This window comes from Halomonas sp. ALS9 (genome assembly GCF_001651035.1).
Lineage (GTDB): Bacteria > Pseudomonadota > Gammaproteobacteria > Pseudomonadales > Halomonadaceae > Vreelandella.
Window position 1 is genome coordinate 178,800 of sequence record NZ_LXRG01000192.1, and the last position, 24,204, is coordinate 203,003.

Consider the following 24,204-nt stretch of genomic DNA (forward strand, 5'->3'; position numbering starts at 1 on the left):
CTTAGAAGAAAAATGTATGGGCCATAAAGGCGATGATCGGCAGCGTAATCGCGGTACGTAGTAAGAACACTACCGCCAGCTCCCAGAACTTGATGGGAATCTTCGATTTGAGCAGCAGTGCACCGATCTCTGACATATACACCAACTGCGTCATGGAGAGGCAGGCAATCACGAAGCGGGTCAACTCGCTTTCGATGTTGGTCGCCAACACCGCCGGCAGGAACATATCGGCAAACCCTACCAGCGTCGCAGGCGCGGCCGCCTGTGCTTCAGGAATACGCAGCAGTTCGAGCACCGGCACCATAGGGTAGGAAAGCCAGGTAAACAGCGGGGTAAACTCGGCTAAAATCAGCGCAACGGTACCAATCGCAAATACCAGTGGCAGCAGCGTCAGGAAAATATCGATGACGTTGAGTAGAGCCAAGCGGGCTAACTGACGCGGCCCTGGAGCACTGCCTGCGCGACGGGTAGCCTGCAACAGGCTATAGCGGAACAGGCCTACATTATCAGTGCGCTCTTCGCTTAACTGGCAGCCGACCGGCTCATAGTAGTCGTTGGATTTACGCGACAGTGGAGGAATCCGCGACACGATAACGGCAGCGATCAAACCGGACACCACCACCGTGAAGTAGAACTGCACAAACAGGTGGTTAATCTCGACAAAGTTAGTCACTAGCAGGCTGAACGCGATGGAGGCGACCGAAAAGTTGGTGGCGATCACCGAGGCTTCGCGGCCATTGTAGTAGCCCTGCTCGTACTGCTGGGCGGTGATCAGCACACCAACGGTACCCGAGCCCATCCATGAAGCGGTGGCGTCAATAGCGCTGCGTCCCGGCAGATTAAAGATAAACCGGAACGGCTTACGCACCATGGTGCCAATAAACTCCATAAAGCCGAACTCGACCAGAAACGGCAGCAGTAGCGCCGCAAAGAAGAAGAACGTCAGCAGCACCGGCGCCAAGTCATTGAGCATCACCCCGCCGGTAAACGAGGCGGTGACAAACTCTGGGCCGAACTGAAAAAAGGTCATGATGACGAAAATGGCGCCAAGAATGCGCATCGCAACCCAAATGACGCCCACATCGAACATATCGTGAAAGGGCCCGCTTTGAGCCCAGCTAGGTTTAGCGAGCTTGACGTATAGCGTCACCACCACCGAGAGGCAGAGAATGACCACCGCAATGGCGGGAAGCGCTGATCCTAGCAGCGTTTGCAAGCCATCAGCCATCATACCCATGCCAATATTAATAGAGTCCCCGACCTGGAAGGGAACCAAAAACAGCAGTACCCCAATAATGGAGGGGATCAGAAATTTCAGTAAGTGCGCAGGGGGTATCGGTGCCGAAGGACTCGGCTGATCCGATTTAACGTTGCTGTACGACATAGGGTTCACCCATTGGAAGTGATTATTGGAGGTGGGCTGGCGGCTAATAGCGCCTTGTTAGATCGGCGCTTTCTTAATATCTAAACTTTCTTACTATCTAAATTAGTTACTATGCTTAACGCCCGGCAGTATGCAGAGCATTTCATACAGCAGCGTGGCGCCCATTAGCGCGGTATTGCCGCTAGGATCGTAAGGCGGTGACACTTCTACCAGATCGCAGCCGACTATATTCAGCCCAGACGCACCGCGAACCAGTTCTAATCCTTGGGTTGAGGTCAGTCCGCCCATCTCCACCGTGCCAGTACCAGGGGCAACAGAAGGATCCAAGCCGTCGATATCGAAACTGATATACACCGGGATATCGCCCATCTGCTCGCGCACTTCCTGCATCAACGGCGCCAGCGAGCGGTACCAGCACTCTTCGGCGGGCACAACACGGAAGCCCTGATCACGACACCAGTCAAAGTCTTCTGCCGCATAGCCGGTTCCGCGCAGGCCGATTTGCACGACTTTGCCATGGGCTAATAAGCCCTCCTCCTGGGCACGACGAAACGGCGTACCGTGAGCAATCGGCTCGCCGAACATATGCTCGTTGACATCGGCGTGGGCATCGATATGGATCAAACCCACCGGGCCGTGCTTTTTCGCCATGGCGCGCAGAATCGGTAGCGTTAAGGTATGTTCGCCGCCCAGGGTCAGCGGAATGCAGTTGTGCTTGAGTACGTCATCATAAAAGGCAGTGATGATGTCGACGCTTTTCGGCAGGTGAAACGTATTGATCGGTACGTCGCCGATATCCGCCACCTGCAGGCTTTCAAAGGGCGCTGCTCGGGTTGCCATATTGTAGGGGCGCAACATGCGCGACTCATCGCGGATCTGGCGTGGCCCGAGGCGCGTGCCGGGACGGTTTGATGTACCGATATCCATAGGGATACCAATAAATGCCGCATCCAACCCCTCGGCAGTCTCTTGGGTAGGCAGGCGCATCATGGTGGCGGGGCCTGCAAAGCGCGGCATGGTATTGCCGCCCAGGGGCTGATTAAACTCCGACATCGTTCTCTCCTAGACGTTATTTGAACCGAGACGTTATTTGAAATTGTTGAATCGCAATGCGAACGCGGCTTGTCTATCAATAGACATTGCACATAGCGTGCCAAGGCGCTGAAACCGCTAGAACCGCCACTTTTCTTGACCATTCGATGCAAAAATGCATTAAATTGACGGTTATTCAATTCAATATTGCATCGATAATTCAAAAACGGTTCGATTAGAAAGCATCGGCGGCAGGTAAATCAGGTGAGTAATCTCGAATGAGTGAAATAGATAGACGCGTGCTGCAAACCATTGTGGCGACCGCCAACGATCACTTTTTTATCGTCAGTGGCGATGGGCAGATAGTCGATATCAGCCCTGGGGCCGAAGCGGTTTACGGCGTTTCGCGGGAAGAGCTGCTCGCCAGCAGTGTTCAGCAGCTGCAAGCCGCCGGCGTGCTCAAACCCTCGATTAGCATGGAAGTGATGCGCACCCGCAGGCCCGCACAGCTAATGCAGGTCACCGGAACAGGCCGCCGGGTGATTGCCGAAGCCTACCCCGTGTTTGTGGAAGGCAAGCTAGAGCGCATCATCAGCCGCTCCCGGGATTTAACCGACTTGCAGCTATTGCAGGACGAATACGCGCTGCTGCAAAAACGCTTTAGCGAACACTTAAAACGCAGCCAGGCAGCCCCCGATGCCGAAGAGCAGGCGCTGGATGATGCCCTGGACAATTTGCAGGTACGCAGCAGCGTGATGCGCGAAATTGCGCTACTGCTCAAGCGGGTCGCCCCTTCGGATGCCAATGTGCTGATGCTGGGTGAATCAGGCGTGGGTAAAACCGCCTTTGCCAAACAGCTACACCGCTGGAGCCAGCGCTGTGACGGCCCCTTTATTGACGTTAACTGCGCGGCGATTCCCGAGAATCTGTTTGAGTCCGAAATGTTTGGCTACCAGCCCGGCGCCTTTAGCGGTGCCGCGCGGCAGGGAAAAGCGGGCCTGCTAGAGCAGGCCGAGGGCGGTACGCTGTTTCTGGATGAAATAGGCGAGTTGCCGCTGTTGATGCAAACCAAACTGCTCAAGGTAATCCAGGACGGTAGTTTGACCCGACTGGGAGATACCCGCTCACGCAAGGTCAATTTCCGCTTGGTCGTGGCCACCAACCAAGACTTGGCAAAACAGGTAGAGGCCGGGCTGTTTCGTCTCGACCTTTACTATCGCCTCAATGTGATCCCCGTCACCCTGCCGCCACTTCGCGACCGCCGTGAGGATATTCCCGACCTGGTTGAAGCCTGTTTAAACCGGCTCAACCAGCGCTATGGACGACAAAAAATCCTCGATACCCGCGTTTGGTCGACGTTAATGGGCAGCGAATGGCCGGGTAACGTCCGCGAGCTGGAGAACTGGCTAGAGCGAGCCTGGCTTTCCAGCCCCACCGATCAAATCGAGGTGCCCGCCGTGCTTCCTCACGCCGAGCAGCACCCAGCCAGTTTACCGAGCGCCTCGCCAGTCACTTCGGCAGGAGCACTCGAGCCCCAGGAAAGCCTCAAGCAGTACCTAGCGCGGCTGGAGCGAGAAACGCTTGAAGAGCTGTGCAACACACTCCCCAGCACCTATGCCATTGCCGAACGTCTGGGCATAAGCCAATCCAGCGTGGTGCGCAGGCTGCAGCGGTACGGGATTAAGATCAGCAAATGATTTTCGCCATCAATCGTTGATGGGTTAATTAAGTTTTCAATGGGTTAGCGGTAAAGCGTTGATATGAGAAATTGTAATGCCATAAAGGCTTATTTTAACTCCTGTAAACTACTGATACCTTTTCATCATCAATCATCTAAACGAGAAAGATAATGTCAACGCAGAAAGCACCCAAATTTCGTTTGGTTACCCGTAGCGATTTTGATGGTTTGGTATGTGGCGCGCTACTCAAACATCTTGATCTCATTGATGAGATTACTTTCGTGCATCCTAAAGATATGCAGGATGGAAAAGTCGCCATTGATACCAACGATATCACCACCAACCTGCCTTACGTGCCAGGGTGCCACCTTGCCTTTGACCACCATTTAAGCGAAACCGTAAGGAACGTAGAGCGGGCGGACAATCATATTATTAATGCAGACGCTCCCTCTGCTGCCCGCGTTGTTTGGGAGTACTACGGCGGGTATGAGGCATTTCCGGCGCGCTGGGACGATATGATGGAAGCCGTCGATAAAGGCGACTCTGCCCAGTTTAATCAAGATGAAATCCTCAACCCCGAAGGCTGGGTGCTACTTAACTTCATTATGGATGCCCGCACCGGCCTTGGCCGCTTCCGCGACTTCCGCATCTCCAATTACCAGCTGATGATGAAGTTGATTGACTACTGCCGTGAACATACCATTGAAGAGATTTTGGAACTGGACGATGTTCACGAGCGCACCGCGCTGTATCGAGAGCACGAACAGGTGGCGAAGGAACAAATCCAGCGCTGCGCTAAAGTGCAGGGCAACGTTGTCGTTCTCGATCTGCGTAACGAAGACACCATTTACGCAACCAATCGCTTTGTGATTTACGCCCTGTACCCTGACGTCAATATATCTATCCATGTCATGTGGGGGCTAAAACAGCAAAACACGGTATTGGCAATTGGCAAGTCAATTCTCAACCGCTCGAGCAACACCAATATTGGCGAGCTGTGCCTAAGCTATGGCGGCGGTGGACACTTAAATGCTGGCACTTGTCAGATAGAAAACGACAAAGCCGAGCACGCCTTAAGCGACATTATTCAACGTATTAATGCGGATGGTTAGAACAAAAATATCCATTTACAGCTAACCGATTGCTGGCCGTCATTTATACGGCCAGCTTTTAGCGTACGTAGCGTTTGACACTCCGCCATATAATCGTCATAAAGACGTAATGCAATCGCAACACCTTCAACACAAGCTGAACTAACAACAACCAGCAGCCGGTGATGTGTGTGCTATGTCAAACCAATCGCGTATCCGCCTGGAGCGCGTCACCAAACGTTGGGACGCGACCACTGCTGTCGATGATATCTCCTTCGACGTAACCCCTGGCCAATTTGTCATTCTGCTAGGGCCGTCAGGCTGCGGGAAATCCACCACGCTGCGCATGATCGCTGGCCTGGAAGAGGCCAGCGATGGACAAATCCATATCGGTGAGCGCGACGTCACCCGCCTGCCGCCGGGAGATCGTGGACTGAGCATGGTGTTTCAGTCCTATGCACTCTTCCCGCACCTAAGCGTGGCTGACAACATCGTATTTGGACTGCGCAGCCGCAAAGTGCCCAAGGCAGAGCAGCGCGAGCGGTTGGCCAAGGTCGCCGAACTGGTGGATCTCACCGACTACCTGCACCGCAAACCTGCTCAGCTTTCCGGCGGCCAGCGCCAGCGCGTAGCACTGGCGCGCTCGGTTATCTCCGAACACCCGATCTGCTTGATGGATGAGCCACTTTCGAATCTGGATGCGCGGCTGCGCAGCGATATGCGCCGGGAAATTAAAGCGCTGCAAAGTCGTTTGAATATGACGGTCATCTACGTCACCCACGACCAGGTCGAAGCCATGAGCATGGGCGACCGCGTTATCCTAATGCAACACGGCAAAATTGTGCAGGACGGCACGCCTGACGAGCTGTATAACCGCCCGGCCAGTGCCTTTGCCGCCAGCTTTATTGGCAGCCCGGCCATGAACCTACTGCCGCTGGAAGCAGGCAAGGAGGGTGCCGTTATCGTAGGTGAGCCGCACACGCCAGTGGCGCCATTAGAAGCTGTCGGCGGACAGTTAGGCATCCGCCCGGAGGATATCGCGCTAAGCACCACTTCGACGACTGGCGTACCCGCAATGGTGGTCAGCGATGAATACCTGGGTGCCGATACCATCGTCCATTTGGCAGTCGGTGATCATACCCTTCGGGTTCGGCTCAGCGGCCGCCATAGGCTGGCTGGCCAGCAGTGTCGGATCGGCTGGACAGCCGAGGCCGCTCACCTATTCGGTGGAAACGGCCTGCGCCGTGATGACCTCACCGCTTACTCATTATTACCCGCCGCTGCACTGTCAGCGGAAAGCGCTTCGCCCCACTCGCAGCTCCAACCCCAACGTTGAGGTGTTTCCCATGCGTGCCCGTATCCCCATTGCTCTTTCTGCACTCACTGCTGGCCTGCTCAGTGCCGGTCAGGCCGCCGCCAACGACCCTACTGTACTCACCATGTACTATCCCGTCGCAGTGGGCGGTGCGCTCACCGATGTGGTCGATAACTTAGTAGAAGAGTTTGAGAGCGAATACCCGGATATCGATGTAGAAGCCATTTACGCCGGTAACTACGACGACACCCGCGTGCGCGCCATGTCGGCGATGGAGGCGGGCGACACGCCCCAGCTGTCGGTCATGTTCTCGATCGACCTTTACGAACTGATTGAGCAGAACGCCATCGTCGCCTTCGATGATTTAATCGAAAGCGACGAAGAACGCGAGTGGCTCGACAGTTTCTACCCCGGCTTGATGGAAAATGGCCAATTGGATGGCAAGACCTATGGCATCCCCTTCCAGCGCTCCACCATCGTACTGTTCTGGAACAAAGACGCCTTTGAAGCTGCCGGGCTCGACCCCGAAACGCCCCCCGAAAACTGGCAAGAGATGGCTGAAATGGCCGCCACCGTGCACGAAGCTTCCGGTGGCGACCAATGGGGCGTGATGGTGCCGTCCACTGGCTACCCCTACTGGATGTTCCAGGCCTTCGCCTTTCAGAACGGCCACCGGCTAATGAGTGAAGATGGCACGGAAGTCTACTTTGACGACCCCGCAGCGGTTGAAGCACTGGAGTACTGGGTCTCCCTGGCCACCGAGCACAATGCCATGCCCGACGGCACTATCGAGTGGGGTACGCTGCGCCAGAACTTCCTTGAAGAATCCACGGCGATGATGTGGCACACCACCGGCAACCTGACCGCCGTACGCAGCGAAGCCAATTTTGATTTTGGCGTCGCCATGCTGCCGATGAAAACCCAGCGCGGCAGCCCTACCGGCGGCGGCAACTTCTACATTTTTGAAGATACCACCCAAGAAGAACAGCGCGCGGCGATGACCTTTATTCGCTGGATGACCGCCCCCGAGAGAGCCGCTGCCTGGTCGATTGAGACTGGCTACATGGGCGTTAGCCCCGCCGCCTATGAAACCGATGCGCTGCAAAGCTACGTAGAAGAATTCGCGCCGGCAGCGGTGGCCCGCGACCAGCTTGAACACGGCACGGCGGAGCTCTCCACTTACCAGGGCGGCCGCATTCGCCGCGCTTTGGATAACGCTGTGCAAGCTGCGCTGACCGGGCAAATGACACCGCAAGAAGCGCTTAGTCAGGCGCAGCAAGAAGCCGACGGCGTGCTACGTCGCTACGCCCGCTAAGCGTTAGAATTTTACTCTTCGCCGGGGGATGCCCCGGCTTTTCCAACGTGCGGTACGCCTCTATGTCATTCACCAATCACCGCAAAATGCAGCTCTACGGCGCGCTTCTGCTGCTGCCCGCTGCGGTACTGCTGACCACTTTTGCTTATTTACCGACCGTGACAACGGTGATTAATAGCCTGTTTTTACCCGGCTTTCGCGGCGCACCCACTGAATTCGTTGGCCTTGAAAATTATCAGGTGTTGTTCGATGACCCGACGTTTTGGAAAGTAGCTCGTAACAACTTAATCTACGCCGTCGGTACGATTCCTACGTCTATCGCGCTGGCACTTGGCATGGCGCTGTTCGTCAATGGCAAGCTTCGCGGGCGGGGTTTTGTGCGTATGGCGTATTTCACGCCGACGATTCTGCCCATGATCGCCGCCGCCAATATTTGGATGTTTTTCTACGCCCCACAAATTGGCCTGTTCAATAGCCTGCTCGGCGCACTGGGAATCCCAGGCGTTAACTGGCTAGGCGACCCAAGCGTCGCGTTGGGCTCGGTGATTGTGATGTCGGTGTGGAAAGAAGCCGGCTTTTTTATGATCTTCTACTTAGCGGCGCTACAGAGCATGCCACCCGAGTTAAAAGAGGCGGCTGACTTAGAAGGCACTAGCCGCTGGAGTTTCTTCTGGCGAGTCACCTTTCCGCTACTCATGCCCACCACGCTGTTTGTGCTGATCAATGCGCTGATTAACTCGGTTCGGGTCGTCGATCACCTGTTTATTTTGACCAAGGGTGGGCCCAACAACGCCACCAACCTGCTGCTCTATTACGTCTACGAGAACGCCTTCTCGTTCTTTGACCGCACCACGGCGGCGACCATTACGGTGGTGATTTTGGTGGTACTGGCGGTAGTGGCCACGCTGAAGTTCACGATTTTAGACCGCAGGACACACTACCAATGAACCCAACGACGACCTATACGCCCTACACCCGTTACGTCTTTATCCCATCGCTTGAAACCGTGGCGGCATGGCTGCTGGCGATTATTTGGATATTCCCGCTGCTGTATGCCTTTTGGGCCGCCTTCCATCCCAGCGAATTTATGGTGAATTTTGAGTTCTTCGCCCCGCTGACGCTGGAGAACTTCATTAACGCCTGGTCTCAGGCGCCCTTTGCCCACTACTACCTGAACACCTTTGCGTTAGTAACGGGCGTCGTGATCGGCCAGTTTATTGTCTGCACCTTGGCGGCATTTGCCTTTGCGCGTTTTCCGATTCCCGGCAAAAACGTGCTGTTTATGCTGGTGCTGATTCAGCTGTTTGTGTTTCCCGAAGTACTGATTGTGGAAAACTACCGCATCGCAAGCGAACTGGGGTTGATCAATACCATCACCGGGATTGGTCTGCCTTATGTCGCCAGCGCTCTAGGTATTTTCCTGCTCCGCCAGACCTTTAAAACCATCCCCCAGGAGCTTGAAGACGCCGCCCGTATCGAAGGCTGCAACTGGCTGGAAATTTTGTGGAAGGTTTACGTACCGCTGGCTAAGCCTACCTATTTAGCTTATGGCCTGGTCTCAATCAGCCACCACTGGAATAACTTTATCTGGCCGCTGGTGGTCACCAACTCGGTAGAGAGCCGTCCGCTAACGGTGGGCTTAGGCGTTTTCTCTGCGCCAGAAACCGGGGTTAACTGGGCCACCGTTAGCGCCGCCACGCTGCTTAGCATCGCCCCGCTGCTGGTGGCTTTCCTGCTTTTCCAACGTCAATTTGTGCAGTCTTTCTTAAGGGCGGGGATTCGCTAGGCAGTCGCCGCATACGTTTTTCGTGCGACAATTCTCTCTTAAGCACAAGACAAGGGAGAGCATTGATGCACGGCGACACCCACCCGGCAGCCCTCAAGGTGCTGCAGGAGGTATTTGGCTACGACAGCTTTCGCGGTCCGCAGCAGGCCATCATTGAGCATGTGATTGCTGGGGGCGATGCACTGGTATTGATGCCCACCGGCGGCGGCAAGTCGCTGTGCTATCAGATCCCTGCGCTGCTGCGCGCAGGCACTGCGATTGTGGTCTCGCCGCTGATCGCGCTAATGCAGGATCAGGTCGCGGCACTGAAGCAAAACGGGGTCAGAGCGGACTACCTCAACTCCAGCCTCGATTATCACGAGGCAGTCGATGTGGAGAACCGCTTGCGGGCGGGCGAGCTGGATCTTTTGTATGTCGCGCCGGAACGGCTGGCCACGGCGCGTATGCAGATGCTGCTGGAACAGACCCAGATTGCCCTGTTCGCCATTGATGAAGCCCACTGTGTCTCGCAGTGGGGGCACGATTTTCGCCCCGAGTATCGCCAGCTCTCCCACCTGCATCAGCGCTTTCCCCAGGTGCCGCGCATCGCCCTGACCGCCACCGCCGATGTGCCCACCCGGCACGACATCATGGAGCATCTGCAGCTCCACGAAGCAGCGCTATATAACAGCGGCTTTGACCGGCCCAATATCCGCTACCATATTGCCGAAAATCAGGGCAACGCCAAGGAACAGCTGCTGGGTTTTATCCGCGAGCACCACGACGGCGAGGCGGGTATCGTCTACTGCCTTTCCCGGCGCAAGGTGGAAGAGACCGCCGCCTGGCTGGAGCGCCAGGGGCTGACCGCGCTGCCCTACCACGCTGGGCTTCCCCCCGAGCAGCGCCAGCACCACCAGACCCGTTTTCTGCGTGAAGATGGCGTGGTCATCGTGGCCACCATCGCCTTCGGCATGGGTATCGACAAACCCGACGTGCGCTTTGTGGCGCATCTCAACCTGCCCAAGAGCATCGAAGCCTACTACCAGGAGACCGGCCGCGCTGGGCGCGACGGCCTGCCCGCCGATGCCTGGATGGCTTACGGGCTTCAGGACGTGATCACGCTACGTCAGATGCAGCAGGACTCCAGCGCCGCCGACCAGCAAAAGCGCATTGAGCAGCAGAAGCTCGACGCCATGCTGGGGCTGTGTGAAATCATCAGTTGCCGGCGTCAGTCGTTGCTTCACTACTTTGGCGATCACCTAGACGCCCCCTGCGGCAACTGCGATAACTGCCTGACCCCACCCGAGACCTGGGAGGCCACCGTGGCGGCGCAAAAGGCGCTGTCGTGCGTCTACCGCACCGAGCAGCGCTTCGGCGTCACCTATTTGGTGGACGTACTGCTGGGCAAAAGCAACGAGCGCATCACCCGCTTTGGCCATGACCGCCTCAGCACCTTCGGCATTGGTAAAGAGCTAACGGCTAATGAGTGGAAAGCGCTCTTTCGCCAGCTGATTGCCAGCGGCTATTTAAGTGTCGATATGGAGGGCCACGGCGGTATCAAGCTGACTGCCAACGCTAAGCCGGTGCTGCGCGGCGAACACGCCCTCACCCTGCGCAAACCAAGCAAGGCCAAAGCCACCCGGCGTGGCAGCAAAGGGGGCTCTACCGCGCTGCCCCAAGGGGAGCTGTGGGAAGCCCTGCGCCAGCACCGTCGGGAACTGGCCGCGGCCCAGGGCGTGCCTGCCTATGTGATTTTCCACGACGCCACTCTGGCCGAAATGGTCGAGCAGAAACCCCAGAGCCTGGCAGCACTGGGCACAATCTCCGGCATTGGTGCGCGCAAACTGGCGGATTACGGTGAGGGGTTTCTGGGCGTTATTCTGGCGCACAAGGAAGCCGAGTAAAACAGCGACTCCAGCGCGAACAGCTCAAATGGTCGATATTTTCAAAAACCGCTCACTTGGCGTAAGCTATACGTAAGTGAGGAGAAAGCTATATGTCCATTCAGCATAAAACAGCCGACAAACGCCGCGAAATGGGGGCCGCAGCAATGCGCACCTACCCCAACATTTCCCACGCTTGGGGATTGAAAGAGAGCGAGGCCGCGCTGTTGTTAGGTGTACCGGACTCTACCTACCGGCGCTGGAAGCAGTCGCCTGAGCAGGCGCGGCTTGATGCCAATCACTTGGAACGGATGTCGTTGATTCTCGGCATTTATAAAGCGCTGCATATACTGTTGCCCAGTAAAGAAGCCGCTAACAGTTGGCTGCAGCGAGCCAACTGCAACCCTCTTTTTGCCGGCCACTCCCCCATGGAACGTCTGTTAAATGGACAAGTCTCCGACCTCTACGTTGTTCGCCAGCATTTAGATGCCGCGCGTGGTGGGGGCCATGCATGACCTTCCCGCTAAGCAACGTTACTTGGCGACCCAGTTATCGGGTTATTCCCTCGCGTTTCCCGCCTATTGATTTATTCGAAGGCGTCAATAACAACGCTGATGACTGGGCGTTACTCAATGAACTAGAAGGCGAGACCTCGGCTAGGCTTCGTGAAGAAGCGGGCGCGATCCATCTAGTTCGCGACGGCGACCGCCGCTATGGGCCTGGATGGACTCCCGTCATGGCGGCCTTTTGCCACTTCCCTGAGACCGGCTCACGTTTTAGCGATGGCACCTTTGGCGCCTACTACTGCGCGTTAACCGAAGCCACGGCCATTGCTGAAACTGTGTACCACGCAGAGCGCTTTATGGCGGAGTCAAACGAGCCGCCCATGATGCTTCAGCAGCGTGTTTATCTGTCGGATCTAACGGGCCAACTGATTGATTTACGAAGACAGAATGCTGCCCAAGCGCTTCTCGATCCGGATAGCTGGGCAGCCGGGCAAACCTTGGGTAGAAAGGCGTGGGAGGAGCAGACGGATGGCATCGTTTACCCCAGCGTTCGAGACCCGGATGGCGAGTGTGCCGCTGTATTACGGCCACCCGCGCTCTCCGCAACACGGCAAGGGCGTCATCTCGGCTATGACTGGGATGGTCAACGCATCCGCCATATCTATGAGCTAACGCTATTGGGCTAACGATTCCGCTAAACCCTGCCTCAGAAATGCTCGCCCCTGGCAATGGCAGCGGCATCGAATACGCGGGTACCTTATAACGCCTCCATCAACATTCCCCTCAGCTAGACCACGAGCGGAGATTTTGCCGCTTTACACTCAGCGAATAAGCGTCTTTTTACTGCCGATTTTTGCTGTTTCTCCACGCATTCCCCGGCAAGGCCAATCGGCTTAGCTAGACGAAAGATGCGCAACTAAAGTCGCATTGCCTCCAGCAAGTGGTTTTGAATTACTATTCAAACGATTGAGTTATACGGTTGTTTTAATCAGTCGCTTAATTTCCCATGTTATTACTTACACACCCGTAGACGCAGTGAATGCAGCACCATGAAACAACAATAACAATCACGAGATATCGAGGTATCTTCATATGGCAATGTTCGACTACAAAAATCATACCAGCGAAGCATCCGCCGAGTTGCTGATGACAACCCACAAACTCGCCGCCTATGCCAGCCTGTCCGGGGCCATGGGTATTGGGCCGAGCCGCGAAATAGTACAGGGATTCACCGATCAGTTTCCCGATGGCGCCTACCCAAGTGAAATAGATACCGGACTACCTGCAGGATGGCGGGAACTGTCACCAGCCGAGCTCGGACTCCCTGAGAGCGCCCTTGATGCCGCGGGCCACTACACTATCGATAGTCCGGTCACCGGCACCCTGCCTACCGGGCCTCAGGCAAAGCTGTTGGGCGAGTTCAATGAACAGGGTCAACTGACGCGTGTCTCGCTCACCTTCACTGGCACCAACTCACCGGTAGATATCATCGACTACCTGCAACTCAATGCTGGCACCATCGCCCCCAACTTCGAACCGCTGCTCGTTGCGCTCAAGAATTACAGCCAAGCCAACGGCCTGGAGGCCAACGACGTACTGATCACCGGCTACAGCCTGGGTGGCGGAATGGCCAACATTATGGCTCGCTTTCGCGAAGAGTTGGCCGACGGTTTTTTCGCCGAGGCCAACTATATCGGTCACGCGTCACCGCTGATCTACGATGACCCCGAGGTGGTATACAACTATGGCTACGAAAATGATGCCGTGCACCGTGTGGCGGGAAGCTCGGATAGCTTGCTTGAGGCTTTACAGGAGCAGGGGCCGCTACTGAGCCATCCGGACACCTCTTATCAGTCGAGCACGGACAACATCGTGCTATTCAACGACATGTATGCTTCACCGCTGTGGCCCTTACCTACTTTCTCGCTGCTGAATATTCCGGTGAGCTGGTATGCCCATGTCGACGGCTTAATCACCAATGCCATCCAGCGTATCGCTGACTCTCCCTTCTATGAGTACACCGACCGTGAGAGCGCGGTGATAGTCTCTAATCTCTCCTCGCTTTCACGCTCGACGGTCTGGGTAGAGGACAAACAGACCTCGAGTTCGAACCATTTCGGCCAGCCAGCATTTCTCATAGGTAGCGAGCATGCTGACAAAATTCGCGGTGGTGAGAGCAGTGATTATATCTACGCAGGCGGTGGTGATGACTTGATCCGGTTATCCAGCGGTGCCGATCGCGTTGATGGCGGTTCGGGAATCAATACGCTGCGTCTCAAAGGAAATGGAACGGATTGGGATATCCATCAACTCTCGGATGGCACGCTCTTCTTTAACTCCAAGCAGGAGCTTGGCTTGAAGCAGGTGGAAAACGTCAGTTACGTAGAGTTCGAAGGGCTAACATCAGCCACAGGCTCATCGCTGATCAATCAGCGCTATTCGGTGGGAGAGGAAAAGCTGGTCGACGAACGTTTCAGTCCATTTAGGCTCTTCAAACGTGACCTGGATTATAGAGAGCATGTGGAGGGCGATACTGACGATAACGAACTCTCTGGGGCGGTGGTATTTGGCGGTGCAGGAAACGACACCCTGACGGCGCTGGAGGGTGGCAGTTTGCTACATGGTGGCGAGGGAGATGACACGCTGATGGGTGGCCTCGGCAACGATCAACTCTATGGTGGTGAGGGCAACGACACCTTGATTGTGCGTGGCGGCAACGATGTACTCTATGGAGGCATAGGCGACGACCTATTCGTATTCGACGAAGGATACCGGGGCAGCGCCGTCATCAAAGACTTCAACCAACATGCTGGAGATCAGGACTGGTTGGTGCTCGCGAGTGGGTTGTTCGAGGATCAAGCAGATCTGCTCGGTAGTGCCAGACAAATAGGTAACGACGTCGTCATCTCCCGGGACGAGCTTCAGATCACTGTGGAGCACATCGGAATCGCCGAACTAAACGAGAACAGCCTGCTCCTGGCCTGAGCTTTGGCGACTTGAACTTTGGCGACCCGGGCGCTCCTTGGCGAGCGCCCTTCGCCCAACCCAGCGTCAGATTAGTTGGTCATTCAGACTGCTGAAAATCTTCTTTAGCTCCTCCCCTGACAATGCTCGCCACGGGCGATGGCCGCGGCATCAAACACACCTGTGTCGAGCACCCAGCCGGTAACGAGTTTCGCGGGCGTCACATCAAAGGCCGGGTTCCATACGGGTGCATCTTCAGGCGCCCACACCACTTCACCGAAGGCACCCGAAACACCGCGTATCTCGGCGCCATCACGCTGCTCAATGGGAATATCCGCGCCGGTGGCGCAGGCCGGGTCTACCGTGGTGTAGGGGGCCACTACATAGAACGGCACCTGATGATAGTGAGCAACTACCGCCAGCATATAAGTACCCACTTTATTGGCGAAGTCGCCGTTGGCACAAATACGGTCAGCGCCAACCATGACTTTATCTATCTTGCCCGCCGCCATCAGGCTGGCGGCCATGCTGTCAGCAATCAGTTGGTAGGGGATGCCTAAATCAGCCATTTCCCAGGCGGTTAAACGGCCCCCCTGCAGTAGCGGGCGGGTTTCATCCACATACACATGCAGATCGATACTACGCTGCTTGGCCACTGCCAGCGCGCCAATGGCTGTGCCTACACCCGCGGTGGCCAGTGCTCCGGTGTTGCAGTGGGTCAGCACACGGTCGCCTGTTTTCAACAAGTCAGCCCCCCGCTCGGCCATGCGTTGGCAAAGCGCCCGGTCTTCGGCAAACAATTCAGCGGCGCGTTCGGCCAGTGCGTTGGCGCCTTGCTCAAAGCAGGCTTCCATGGCATCCAGGCAGTACATTAGGTTTACCGCTGTGGGGCGTGTAGCGCGCAAGCGATCGCTTACCAACTGCCAATCACCGTCTGGATGGCGGGCGGCATACTGCGCCAGCACAAAGGCTGCGCTCAAGCCAATCAGCGGTGCGCCGCGAATCGCTAAGCTTTTGACCGCAACTTGCCAACCATCCGGCGAGTCACAGCGTATCCACTGTTCCGCTTGGGGCAGTTGGGTTTGATCCAAATACTCAAGGTGGTCGGCATAGACCCGCAAACTGCGTGATTGAAGTTGAGGCATTCGATGAACTCCTTGAGCAATTGCTAGCTTAACAACGGCACGACTTATCAGGCGCGAAGCTTATCATATAGAATGGCTGCCATTAGAAGAGGCGATGCAGATCCTATGATGACGTTACAGACTGAACTGCTCGACGCTATTTCATGGGCGGCACAGCAAGGTTGGACGCCAGCCACTGGCGGCAATTTTTCCGCCCGCACCGGGTCGGGCTATCTTGTTACCGCTTCCGGGCGGGATAAAACCCGCATTCAGGCCGATGATCTGTTGCTCTGCGACCTGGATGGCAAGGTGCTATCTGGCGGTGGCAAGCCAAGCGCAGAGAGCGATCTGCATGCCGCGCTCTATCGTTTGGAACCGTCGATTAACTGCGTGCTGCATATCCATACCGTGGCCAGCACGGTGTTGTCGCGGCGCTATCCCCAGGGTATTGAGCTAAGCGGCTTTGAGATGCAAAAGGCGCTAGCGGGCAATGTCACCCACGACGCCACTATCACGTTACCGGTGGTGCCCAACTCCCAGGATATGGAAGCGCTGGCCGAGCATGTACGTAGCGGTTGGCCGATGCCATGGGGCTTTTTAGTCGCGGGCCACGGCATTTACGCCGTGGGCGATAGCATCGCAAGCTGTCGTCGTCACTTGGAAGCCATCGAATTTTTACTAGCCTGTATGCTTGAAGAGAGTCGATGGTCTTAAATGAATGGTCTTAAATGAGCAGCCTTAAATGAGCAACCCAACTGTACGCGCGATTGTGACCGATATTGAGGGCACCACCACGGACATTAGCTTCGTACATAAGGTGCTGTTTCCCTACGCCCACGCTAAGCTACCCGACTTTCTACGCGCTAACGCAGAAACTCCTGCGGTTGCCGAGCAGATCAACGCCGTGCGCAGTGAAATGGGTGAGCCTGATGCCTCGCTGGATGCCGTCATTGCCCAGCTACTGCACTGGATCGAGACCGATCAAAAAGTCACCCCGTTGAAAGCCTTGCAGGGGATGGTGTGGGCGGATGGCTACCAACGCGGTGATTTTACAGGGCATTTGTATAGCGATGTGGCCCCCACCCTGCGCCAGTGGAAAGATTCAGGCAAAGCGCTCTACGTTTACTCGTCAGGCTCTGTTCAGGCGCAGAAGTTGCTGTTTGGCTATAGCGACGAAGGCGATTTGACCCCGATGTTTAGTGGCTACTTTGATACTCATATTGGTCATAAACGCGAGGCTAGTGCCTATCAGCAGATTATCGCTGAGCTTGACCTACCTGCGGAGGCAGTGCTGTTCTTGTCGGATGTGGTCGAGGAGCTAGATGCCGCCAAGCAGGCGGGTATGCAAACCCTGCAATTGGTGCGCGAAGGGACTCAGGCGGGCAATACCCATGCTTGTGTTACTCGCTTTGATGAAATTGCCTTTTAGGAGAGCCTACGATGTCGCAACTGAAAGTATTTGCTGATCAGAACCCTAACGATGCGCTAATGGACATCACCGACGGCGAGCAAATTGCCGCTGAGTTAAACAAAGTCGGCGTAATGTTCGAGCGCTGGGCAGCACCGGGCGAAATTGCCGACGACGCTACCCAGGAAGATATCTTGGCGCTTTACCAAGAAGATATTGACCGGGTAAAAAGCAAGGGCGGCTATCAAACCGTCGACGTGCTGCACATGGTACCCACGCACCCAGAAAAAGACGCCATGCGGCAGAAGTTCTTAAATGAGCATCGCCATCACGAAGATGAAGTGCGCTTTTTTGTTAAAGGTCAGGGGCTGTTCTGCCTGCACATCGATGACAAGGTGTATCAAGTGTTGTGTACCCGAAACGACTTGATCAGCGTGCCTGCCAATACGCCCCACTGGTTCGATATGGGCCCAGCACCGGAATTCACCGCGCTACGCTTTTTCGATAACGTCGAAGGTTGGGTGCCGCATTGGACAGAGAGCGATATCGCCGGGAAGTTTGATCGTTTGGATCAGTTATAAGCGGTGAGGAGTGAGGGGTAAATCGTAAGTTGTGAATCGTTGTAGGCAGTTGTAGCACGGAGTAAGCGCCAGCGCACCCGCGAAGCAGCGCATTAGCGGTGCTTCGCGGGTGGCACCCAGACCAGATAAGTCGCAGTGGCGTTATCCAGGCGGCTGGCGTCGCCGTTGCGGGTGCCTCATACGCTCGTTCCTCGCAAGATTCGTTACACCGCACTACGGGGTAGTGCCCATCGCGATGCTTATAAAACCTCTTGTTGGTTATACGCTCTTGCTAGGTCTGCAAGCGCAGTAAGGTCACAGTAAGCTTCCGGCTCCAAAATCAGCGCTTGGCCCATCAGCACGTTACGCGCTTCAAGTTTGGCGCGCAGGGCGGTGTCTTCGATCTCTTCAAAGTCGGCGTTGTGGGCCAGGGATAACACCCGGCGGTGCATTTCAATGCCGCAGTAGGCCAGCGCATCCAGTCGGATCTCTTCCAGTAATGCATCGCAGGCATCGTCCGCGCTATTGCCCTGCTCTTCAAACAGAGCTTTCGGGAAAAGAATACCCGCCCGTTCGGTTTGCCACAGGTAACGGAACTCTTCATCGAAGCTGCTAAAGCACGCCTCAATAACCTCCAAAACCCATGTCTGATACGACTCAAGTTCCTCTTCCGAGCGGTGCGCGGGCTGACTGAAATAGGCTATTAGGAAGTTGGCAACGGCCATGCCTAAATCAAACGCCATTGGGCCGTACTGGGAAAACTCAGGGTCAATGACCCGGACGTCAGTATCGGTGGCCATAATTGAGCCGGAGTGCAAGTCACCGTGGAGCATGGTTTCGGTGTTAGCGGTGAACTTCATCAACAGCCGTTGAACCTTGGCTTTTAGCCGCGCATTACGGCGTAGCTCATCTACTACCGGTGAAAGCTCCGGCGTATGGTGATTCATTTCAGCACCGTAATAGGGGTCGGTAAACACCAATGATTCAGTAATGGCGGGAATGGCCACATTGCCTGAAAATAGCCCCACGTCCTGCTTTTTCTCGGGGCTACTCAGCGAAAGTTCCGAACCACGAAACGCCGTGCGTGCACAAAACTGGCCGATGGTTTCGCCAAGCTGAGCGACTTTCTCGCCGTTAATGAGCTTACGGCGCAAAATCGTGTGGGGGTGTAGATACTCCATCACAAACAGCGCCTGGGGTTTGTCGAAGTAGTACACCTCAGGAGCGATAGCCGGTGCCCGCTTGGCCTGGCGCACCAGGGCGTAATACTCAAAATGGGCACGATAAATCGGCAGCGGCCAGCTCTCTCCCACCATTCTCACGTAGGGAAGCGCCTGTTTTACCACTACGCTGCCGTGGCTGCCGGAGACAATAAACACCAGGTTAAGGTTGCCGTCACCCACCTCGCGAATCTCCCAGCTAGCGGGTTCTCCGCCCACTCGACTAGCTACTTCCCCAACGCCACCAAGCCGCTGAGATAGGGTCTCGACGCTGAGCGCGCGGTAATCTTGATCAATCTCCAAAGGTCACTCCTCACAGAACGTTTAAGGGTATGCTTGGCCGCTACTGGGCAGAAATACCTAAGCCATCAACAGCGTCATCGGAGGATGGTAGATCAACCAAGTTCGCCTCCCTGATACGGTTACGGCCCTGTCGTTTAGCTTCATAAAGCGCCACATCCGCTTTTAACAGCAAGTCGGCTGGTGTAAGGCCTACTGCGGGACGGAGCACCGCAACACCAACGCTCACGGTGACAACGCTATGCGTCGAGACACCCTGATTAGGAATCCCTAAAGCTTCCACACTGCACCGTATTCGCTCTGCCGCTGATTTTGCCGATTCAGGTGTTGCATTGGTCATCAGCACTAAAAACTCCTCGCCGCCAAAACGTACGACCAAATCGGAATCACGGCTATTGGCCTGCATGGCAGCAGCCACTTGGCGCAAACATACGTCACCTTCAGGATGGCCATAGTAGTCGTTGTAGGCTTTGAAGTGATCAATATCGATAACCATCATCCCTAAAAAAAGACCTTTATCGGCAGCCTCCTGCCAGCGCAAAGGCAAAACTGTATCGAACTGGCGTCGATTGGCCAGATTCGTCAGGGGGTCGGTGACAGACATCCGCGTCAGCTTTTGATTATCTTGGAAGTAATAGCCCGCGCGGAGCTGCTCTTTCAACACATGCAGGTAGGAGGTTCGCTCACTCTGTTCGAAGCGATAGCTTGCCACCAAGGTAAACAATGCTTGAGCGATGATAGTAAATATAGCGAGCCTTTTTACCTCTGGCGGCATTGCTTCATAGGGCAAAACAAAACCTAATATTATAAATATACTAATGGCGGATGACACACAGGCGTAGCTAAACCGTAATGAGTAAACAATATTACCTACCAGTAAGATAAGGCCGAAAGAGAAAACATCTAGGTACGAGTAAGGAACGGTAGATTCCGCAACTATTAAACATGAAACCACCGTTGCAACAATAACAGTGCTTGCCATTAAGGTCTCACGGAGGAATGGCGCTACGCCTCGATAGACCCACCATAAAATGGGCAAGCCAATAGGTAGCATCACTCCAATGCGTAATAGCAAGGCGGTGGTAAAAGAGTCAGGCCGAAAGCTGTAATCATTGATCAGAAACAGGCAGTAAATGACCGCTGATATTAGCCCTGACATCACCATCTGACGACTACGCTGGCGCTGGGTATCAGCTTCAAAACGCGCTTCCACTTGCGCAGTAAAACGTAACCGCCAAGGCCCTCTTCGCAACTCGTTTTCCACCGCTGTTAGCAGCGTGTCATTGACCATTACTCGCCCTCAACGTCTCACCCAATAACTTACGGCTTTCATGCATCATTACTAAACACCAGAAGCCACCCATCACCTTGGAGTAAGCGGTTAGTGTGCCACAATAACGTTTAGTTAAAGTGAATATTGATACAATATATTAAACGGAATTCATCCGAATTTTCATTCAATGAACATTCAACCAGGAGGCTAATAATGCAGCGCCAACAGGATCCGATGACCAACGACTGGACGTTTACCATCGGGCATCACGAACTCGTTGTGCACCAGCGCTATGAGGTGCTCAGTATGGTCAACGATTTCATGCTGGGTATTTGGTTTACGATCGGCAGTATCTGTTTTTTTTACCAAGGTGCCGTACAAACCGTCGGTGTATGGTTGTTTGTGATTGGCAGCCTCCAACTGCTGATTCGTCCGGCAATTCGTCTTCACCGCTATATCTATTTCAAGCAGCTACCGGACACCGACCACGACGCCTAGAAAGCCGCGTTCAACGCAGTTGGCTGTCTTTGCTACCGCGACGGTTATAGCCACTAAAGGCCGACTGCTGTTTGTCCAGTTTCTGCTGACAAGCCACACACAGCCGTACACCCGGAATCGCCTTGCGGCGCGCTTCGGGAATGGGGTCACCACACTCTTCGCAAATCTCAAGACTCTCACCACGGGGCAACTGGCTACGAGCTCGCTGCACCGCATCCTCTAGCGTGCTCTCCATCTGCTCTTGTTCAGCACCATCTTTTGCCCATCCGCCGGCCATAGTCGCGCTCCTTGTTCAGGCCCTAACAAGCTATCAGCATAGCAGTCTCGCCGTTCGATAAACCAAGTGGATGTTAGCCAGCTAGGTCTGATCATTTTTTGGAGACAACGCCAGGTTCTTCTGCTCCCTCAAACACGCCAGGGTATTTTCGCTTGGCTCGCACTAAGCGAATAATGGTAATGATATTGGTGACTACAATCAGGCCTTCGGCAATGGTACCGCCGATGGTGCCAATCAGCAGGTTGTTAAGCATCCAGGCTAAGGCGGCCAACCCCAGAAAAGTTCGCATGGCGATACCGCGCAGCAGAAACATGCCCACAGTTCCCAGAATCATGGCCGTCACCGGCAGAATATCTACCCAACTTTGCCACGTGAAAGCTGCGGCGATACCGCTGGCCAGCAAGACACCCGCCATAACGGCCTTACTGCCCATATATCGACGAGCCAGAACAATCCGCACTATCACCAGCCCCGTCAGCGCCGCCGCCGTCCAACTCTCGAAAAACACAAACTGCAGCGCAAAAGCCACATTGGCTGAAATCAGTAACACCAAGAGGCGATCGTCGTTTTTACTGGCAAAGGCCACGACACATATCACCAGAGCCACCAAGCCACAGAGCTGACCAGCCAAGGCACTATGGCTTAGGTTTTCTAACATTTATAACGCTCCTCTTTTCCACGCTGCCGTTAGCCCATACTGGCACAGTTAGCGTTCTCCTAACCCAGAAACCGAACGCCTTGGGCGGCCAACGGGCTGCGTAGTCTGTCGGGCAGCGGCACATCGGTCACTACGGCATCATAATCACCCAACTGGCCCGCAGTGCAGCGCAGTGGCAGGTCGAACTTGGTTTTATCCAGCACTAAAACACGATAACCGGCATGAGCTAATAGCGCCTCACGGGCCATCACTTCGTCATCGTTGTAGTCATAAAGCTGACCATGGCTATCCATCCCCCCCACCGACACAATGCCCACATCGGCACGGTAGCGTTGAAAAAAGCGCCAGGCATCGCCGCCTATCACATCCTGGTCGCGCCGACGAACGCGCCCACCCGCCACGACTAACTCACACTTAAGCTGGCACAGCTTAATCAGCGCATGCAGATTATTGGTCATGATATGCAAGCCCTGCTTCTCGCTTAGCGCATCGGCCAACTGCTCAACCGTGGTGCCCGTGCCCAGAAATAGCGCTTGATGATCCTGCACCAAACTCGCTGCCCGCGCCGCAATCTGCCGTTTACCCGCCACATTGACGATCTGACGCTGGTCGTAGCCGATGTTTTCTTGTTCGGGAAACGGCAGCACTTCACCCTGGCGACGCAGCACCAAGCCCTTATCGGCTAGGTGCCGAATATCCCCACGCAAGGTTTGTACAGAAACCCCAAACTCGCCTGCCAAACTCTCTACCGATTGGCGCCCCTTAGCGTGGATTCGCTGCAACAGCTGTTGTCGACGTTCGAACTGACGCATAACTCCTCTCAGCACAGCGAAAGCAAAAAGTGCGGCAAACGAAAGCCACGGAATGTTGAACGAAAGCATAGTGTCACTTTGTTGTAAGCAGATGACAGTAACTTAGGTGGGGTTCACTCACTGGAGGTTTACCCATGTTGAAGCGCCCCCTGTTATCTATTCCGACATCTGCCCTTACTGCTGCCGTCGCGGTAGCCAGCTTTTCCCTTTCGGCTCAGGTAGCGGCGAACGAAACGCTGACGCTCTATACCAGCCAGCCCAATAGCGATGCCCAACAGACCGTTGACGCCTTTGAAGCGGCCTATCCCGACATTGAGGTGGAGTGGGTACGCGACGGTACCACGCGCTTAATGACCCGGCTGCGTTCGGAGCTTTCGGCCGGGGTGAGCAACCCCGACGTGCTGCTGATTGCTGACAGCATGACCATGGAGTCGCTCAAGCAGGAGGGCCATTTACAGCCTTATCTAAGCGATCAGCGCCAAGGGTATGACGCAGATCTATATGACCCGGAAGGCTACTACTACGGCACCAAGCTGATCACCACCGGGATTGTCTATAACACCGGCGCTGAGCATCAGCCGCAGAGCTGGCAAGACCTGCTGGGGCCTGACTACGCAGGGCTGGTCACCATGCCTAGCCCACTCTACTCCGGCGCAGCACTGATCCACATGGCGGCGGTTAGTGCCAACCCAGAGTTAGGCGCCGAATACTACGACGCCCTGCACGACAATCGCACCGAAGCTCAGGGCGGCAATGGCGGCGTATTTAACGCCGTGGCCGCAGGCACCAAGCCCTATGGCATTGTGGTGGACTTCCTGCCGATTCGCGAAGCCGCCAAAGGCTCGCCGGTGGAGTTTGTATTTCCTGAAGAGGGCGTGAGTGCGGTCACCGAGCCAGTCGCCATTATGCAGGGCGCAAAGAATGTCGATGCCGCGCAAAAGTTTGTTGACTTTGTACTTTCCCAGCAAGGCCAAGCGCTGGTTAGCCAGCAGGGTTACCTGCCCGCCCATAACGACGTTGCCCCGCCGGAAGGCTTCCCAGAGCGCGATAGCATTAAATTGATGCCGGTTGATACCGAGCAGGCACTGGCGCAAGAAGCCGAGCTTAAACAGCACTTTAGCGATCTATTCGGCGGGTAAC

The 24,204-nt window shown here is 55.3% G+C and carries 23 protein-coding genes; 15 read left to right on the forward strand and 8 right to left on the reverse strand.

The features are described from left to right. Nucleotide 1: 1 nt before the first annotated feature. Entirely contained in the window at nucleotides 2-1,384 is a 1,383-nt protein-coding gene (locus A6R74_RS14740; RefSeq protein ID WP_064235239.1) for a YjiH family protein, read from the reverse strand. Nucleotides 1,385-1,486: 102 nt separating this feature from the next. Beyond that, nucleotides 1,487-2,437 carry an agmatinase gene (gene speB / locus A6R74_RS14745; RefSeq protein ID WP_064235240.1) on the reverse strand — a complete coding sequence of 317 codons (951 nt, stop codon included), beginning with the start codon at nucleotides 2,435-2,437 and terminating at the stop codon, nucleotides 1,487-1,489. A 257-nt stretch (nucleotides 2,438-2,694) separates the two neighbouring features. Here speB and A6R74_RS14750 point away from each other — a divergent pair, with 257 nt between their 5' ends. The 10 genes from A6R74_RS14750 (at nucleotide 2,695) to A6R74_RS14795 (ending at nucleotide 14,955) form a co-directional block, all read left to right on the forward strand. Continuing rightward, on the forward strand, nucleotides 2,695-4,113 hold the full coding sequence (locus A6R74_RS14750; protein WP_064235241.1) for a sigma-54 interaction domain-containing protein: 1,419 nt from the start codon (nucleotides 2,695-2,697) through the stop codon (nucleotides 4,111-4,113). Between the two features lie 152 nt (nucleotides 4,114-4,265). After that, on the forward strand, nucleotides 4,266-5,207 hold the full coding sequence (locus tag A6R74_RS14755) for a hypothetical protein (protein WP_064235242.1): 942 nt from the start codon (nucleotides 4,266-4,268) through the stop codon (nucleotides 5,205-5,207). Nucleotides 5,208-5,382: 175 nt separating this feature from the next. Then, nucleotides 5,383-6,522 (forward strand): ABC transporter ATP-binding protein, encoded by a 1,140-nt coding sequence (locus A6R74_RS14760; RefSeq protein ID WP_064235243.1) that lies wholly within the window; start codon nucleotides 5,383-5,385, stop codon nucleotides 6,520-6,522. 10 nt (nucleotides 6,523-6,532) lie between these two features. After that, entirely contained in the window at nucleotides 6,533-7,816 is a 1,284-nt protein-coding gene (locus A6R74_RS14765; RefSeq protein ID WP_064235244.1) for an ABC transporter substrate-binding protein, read from the forward strand. Between the two features lie 62 nt (nucleotides 7,817-7,878). Continuing rightward, nucleotides 7,879-8,763, forward strand: coding sequence for a carbohydrate ABC transporter permease (locus tag A6R74_RS14770; protein ID WP_064235245.1), 885 nt, complete (start codon nucleotides 7,879-7,881; stop codon nucleotides 8,761-8,763). After that, nucleotides 8,760-9,602 (forward strand): carbohydrate ABC transporter permease, encoded by an 843-nt coding sequence (locus A6R74_RS14775; protein WP_064235246.1) that lies wholly within the window; start codon nucleotides 8,760-8,762, stop codon nucleotides 9,600-9,602. The genes A6R74_RS14770 and A6R74_RS14775 overlap by 4 nt, the downstream gene beginning before the upstream one ends. Before the next feature lie 65 nt (nucleotides 9,603-9,667). After that, the gene (recQ, locus tag A6R74_RS14780; RefSeq protein ID WP_064235247.1) at nucleotides 9,668-11,485 is read left to right on the forward strand and encodes a DNA helicase RecQ; all 1,818 of its coding nucleotides are present in this window, start codon (nucleotides 9,668-9,670) and stop codon (nucleotides 11,483-11,485) included. A gap of 92 nt (nucleotides 11,486-11,577) precedes the next feature. After that, nucleotides 11,578-11,979 carry an MbcA/ParS/Xre antitoxin family protein gene (locus A6R74_RS14785; protein ID WP_064235248.1) on the forward strand — a complete coding sequence of 134 codons (402 nt, stop codon included), beginning with the start codon at nucleotides 11,578-11,580 and terminating at the stop codon, nucleotides 11,977-11,979. Continuing rightward, a complete protein-coding gene (locus A6R74_RS14790) occupies nucleotides 11,976-12,656 on the forward strand; it encodes an RES family NAD+ phosphorylase (RefSeq protein WP_064235249.1) in 681 nt (226 codons plus the stop codon). The genes A6R74_RS14785 and A6R74_RS14790 overlap by 4 nt, the downstream gene beginning before the upstream one ends. Nucleotides 12,657-13,062: 406 nt before the next feature. Continuing rightward, the gene (locus tag A6R74_RS14795) at nucleotides 13,063-14,955 is read left to right on the forward strand and encodes a calcium-binding protein (protein ID WP_064235250.1); all 1,893 of its coding nucleotides are present in this window, start codon (nucleotides 13,063-13,065) and stop codon (nucleotides 14,953-14,955) included. A 104-nt stretch (nucleotides 14,956-15,059) separates the two neighbouring features. Here the strand turns inward: A6R74_RS14795 and mtnA are convergent, their stop codons facing one another. Continuing rightward, the gene (gene mtnA, locus A6R74_RS14800; protein ID WP_064235251.1) at nucleotides 15,060-16,079 is read right to left on the reverse strand and encodes an S-methyl-5-thioribose-1-phosphate isomerase; all 1,020 of its coding nucleotides are present in this window, start codon (nucleotides 16,077-16,079) and stop codon (nucleotides 15,060-15,062) included. A 105-nt stretch (nucleotides 16,080-16,184) separates the two neighbouring features. Between mtnA and mtnB the strand changes: the two genes are divergently transcribed. The 3 genes from mtnB to A6R74_RS14815 are packed head-to-tail and all read left to right on the forward strand — an operon-like array spanning nucleotide 16,185 to nucleotide 18,047. Further along, entirely contained in the window at nucleotides 16,185-16,772 is a 588-nt protein-coding gene (mtnB, locus tag A6R74_RS14805; protein WP_064235252.1) for a methylthioribulose 1-phosphate dehydratase, read from the forward strand. A gap of 28 nt (nucleotides 16,773-16,800) precedes the next feature. Then, complete coding sequence (gene mtnC, locus A6R74_RS14810) at nucleotides 16,801-17,487, forward strand: acireductone synthase (protein ID WP_064235253.1); 687 nt, start codon at nucleotides 16,801-16,803, stop codon at nucleotides 17,485-17,487. Between the two features lie 11 nt (nucleotides 17,488-17,498). Continuing rightward, complete coding sequence (locus A6R74_RS14815; RefSeq protein ID WP_064235254.1) at nucleotides 17,499-18,047, forward strand: 1,2-dihydroxy-3-keto-5-methylthiopentene dioxygenase; 549 nt, start codon at nucleotides 17,499-17,501, stop codon at nucleotides 18,045-18,047. 239 nt (nucleotides 18,048-18,286) lie between these two features. On the opposite strand, the gene mtnK is transcribed toward A6R74_RS14815, so the two are convergent. Continuing rightward, nucleotides 18,287-19,549 carry an S-methyl-5-thioribose kinase gene (gene mtnK / locus A6R74_RS14820; RefSeq protein ID WP_064235255.1) on the reverse strand — a complete coding sequence of 421 codons (1,263 nt, stop codon included), beginning with the start codon at nucleotides 19,547-19,549 and terminating at the stop codon, nucleotides 18,287-18,289. 40 nt (nucleotides 19,550-19,589) lie between these two features. Further along, a complete protein-coding gene (locus A6R74_RS14825; RefSeq protein ID WP_240488239.1) occupies nucleotides 19,590-20,759 on the reverse strand; it encodes a GGDEF domain-containing protein in 1,170 nt (389 codons plus the stop codon). Between the two features lie 273 nt (nucleotides 20,760-21,032). Between A6R74_RS14825 and A6R74_RS14830 the strand changes: the two genes are divergently transcribed. Beyond that, entirely contained in the window at nucleotides 21,033-21,317 is a 285-nt protein-coding gene (locus A6R74_RS14830) for a YrhK family protein (protein ID WP_082906694.1), read from the forward strand. Nucleotides 21,318-21,327: 10 nt separating this feature from the next. On the opposite strand, the gene A6R74_RS14835 is transcribed toward A6R74_RS14830, so the two are convergent. The 3 genes from A6R74_RS14835 to A6R74_RS14845 form a co-directional block, all read right to left on the reverse strand. Further along, nucleotides 21,328-21,594, reverse strand: coding sequence for a DksA/TraR family C4-type zinc finger protein (locus A6R74_RS14835; protein WP_064235257.1), 267 nt, complete (start codon nucleotides 21,592-21,594; stop codon nucleotides 21,328-21,330). A gap of 91 nt (nucleotides 21,595-21,685) precedes the next feature. Next, nucleotides 21,686-22,252, reverse strand: coding sequence for a YgjV family protein (locus A6R74_RS14840; protein ID WP_064235258.1), 567 nt, complete (start codon nucleotides 22,250-22,252; stop codon nucleotides 21,686-21,688). 59 nt (nucleotides 22,253-22,311) lie between these two features. Further along, nucleotides 22,312-23,064 carry a DeoR/GlpR family DNA-binding transcription regulator gene (locus tag A6R74_RS14845; protein ID WP_064235764.1) on the reverse strand — a complete coding sequence of 251 codons (753 nt, stop codon included), beginning with the start codon at nucleotides 23,062-23,064 and terminating at the stop codon, nucleotides 22,312-22,314. A gap of 134 nt (nucleotides 23,065-23,198) precedes the next feature. Between A6R74_RS14845 and A6R74_RS14850 the strand changes: the two genes are divergently transcribed. Then, complete coding sequence (locus A6R74_RS14850) at nucleotides 23,199-24,203, forward strand: ABC transporter substrate-binding protein (protein ID WP_064235259.1); 1,005 nt, start codon at nucleotides 23,199-23,201, stop codon at nucleotides 24,201-24,203. Nucleotide 24,204: the final 1 nt, after the last annotated feature.

Coding starts and splice junctions, on each gene's coding strand:
- A6R74_RS14815 (WP_064235254.1), top strand. CDS start 17,499: ATGTCGCAACTGAAAGTATTTGCTGATCAGAACCCTAACGATGCGCTA.
- A6R74_RS14840 (WP_064235258.1), bottom strand. CDS start 22,252: ATGTTAGAAAACCTAAGCCATAGTGCCTTGGCTGGTCAGCTCTGTGGC.
- mtnC (WP_064235253.1), top strand. CDS start 16,801: ATGAGCAACCCAACTGTACGCGCGATTGTGACCGATATTGAGGGCACC.
- A6R74_RS14740 (WP_064235239.1), bottom strand. CDS start 1,384: ATGTCGTACAGCAACGTTAAATCGGATCAGCCGAGTCCTTCGGCACCG.
- A6R74_RS14750 (WP_064235241.1), top strand. CDS start 2,695: ATGAGTGAAATAGATAGACGCGTGCTGCAAACCATTGTGGCGACCGCC.
- mtnB (WP_064235252.1), top strand. CDS start 16,185: ATGATGACGTTACAGACTGAACTGCTCGACGCTATTTCATGGGCGGCA.
- A6R74_RS14835 (WP_064235257.1), bottom strand. CDS start 21,594: ATGGCCGGCGGATGGGCAAAAGATGGTGCTGAACAAGAGCAGATGGAG.
- A6R74_RS14845 (WP_064235764.1), bottom strand. CDS start 23,064: ATGCGTCAGTTCGAACGTCGACAACAGCTGTTGCAGCGAATCCACGCT.
- A6R74_RS14785 (WP_064235248.1), top strand. CDS start 11,578: ATGTCCATTCAGCATAAAACAGCCGACAAACGCCGCGAAATGGGGGCC.
- speB (WP_064235240.1), bottom strand. CDS start 2,437: ATGTCGGAGTTTAATCAGCCCCTGGGCGGCAATACCATGCCGCGCTTT.
- mtnA (WP_064235251.1), bottom strand. CDS start 16,079: ATGCCTCAACTTCAATCACGCAGTTTGCGGGTCTATGCCGACCACCTT.
- A6R74_RS14775 (WP_064235246.1), top strand. CDS start 8,760: ATGAACCCAACGACGACCTATACGCCCTACACCCGTTACGTCTTTATC.
- A6R74_RS14830 (WP_082906694.1), top strand. CDS start 21,033: ATGCAGCGCCAACAGGATCCGATGACCAACGACTGGACGTTTACCATC.
- recQ (WP_064235247.1), top strand. CDS start 9,668: ATGCACGGCGACACCCACCCGGCAGCCCTCAAGGTGCTGCAGGAGGTA.
- A6R74_RS14760 (WP_064235243.1), top strand. CDS start 5,383: ATGTCAAACCAATCGCGTATCCGCCTGGAGCGCGTCACCAAACGTTGG.
- A6R74_RS14770 (WP_064235245.1), top strand. CDS start 7,879: ATGTCATTCACCAATCACCGCAAAATGCAGCTCTACGGCGCGCTTCTG.
- A6R74_RS14795 (WP_064235250.1), top strand. CDS start 13,063: ATGGCAATGTTCGACTACAAAAATCATACCAGCGAAGCATCCGCCGAG.
- A6R74_RS14790 (WP_064235249.1), top strand. CDS start 11,976: ATGACCTTCCCGCTAAGCAACGTTACTTGGCGACCCAGTTATCGGGTT.
- A6R74_RS14850 (WP_064235259.1), top strand. CDS start 23,199: ATGTTGAAGCGCCCCCTGTTATCTATTCCGACATCTGCCCTTACTGCT.
- A6R74_RS14765 (WP_064235244.1), top strand. CDS start 6,533: ATGCGTGCCCGTATCCCCATTGCTCTTTCTGCACTCACTGCTGGCCTG.
- A6R74_RS14755 (WP_064235242.1), top strand. CDS start 4,266: ATGTCAACGCAGAAAGCACCCAAATTTCGTTTGGTTACCCGTAGCGAT.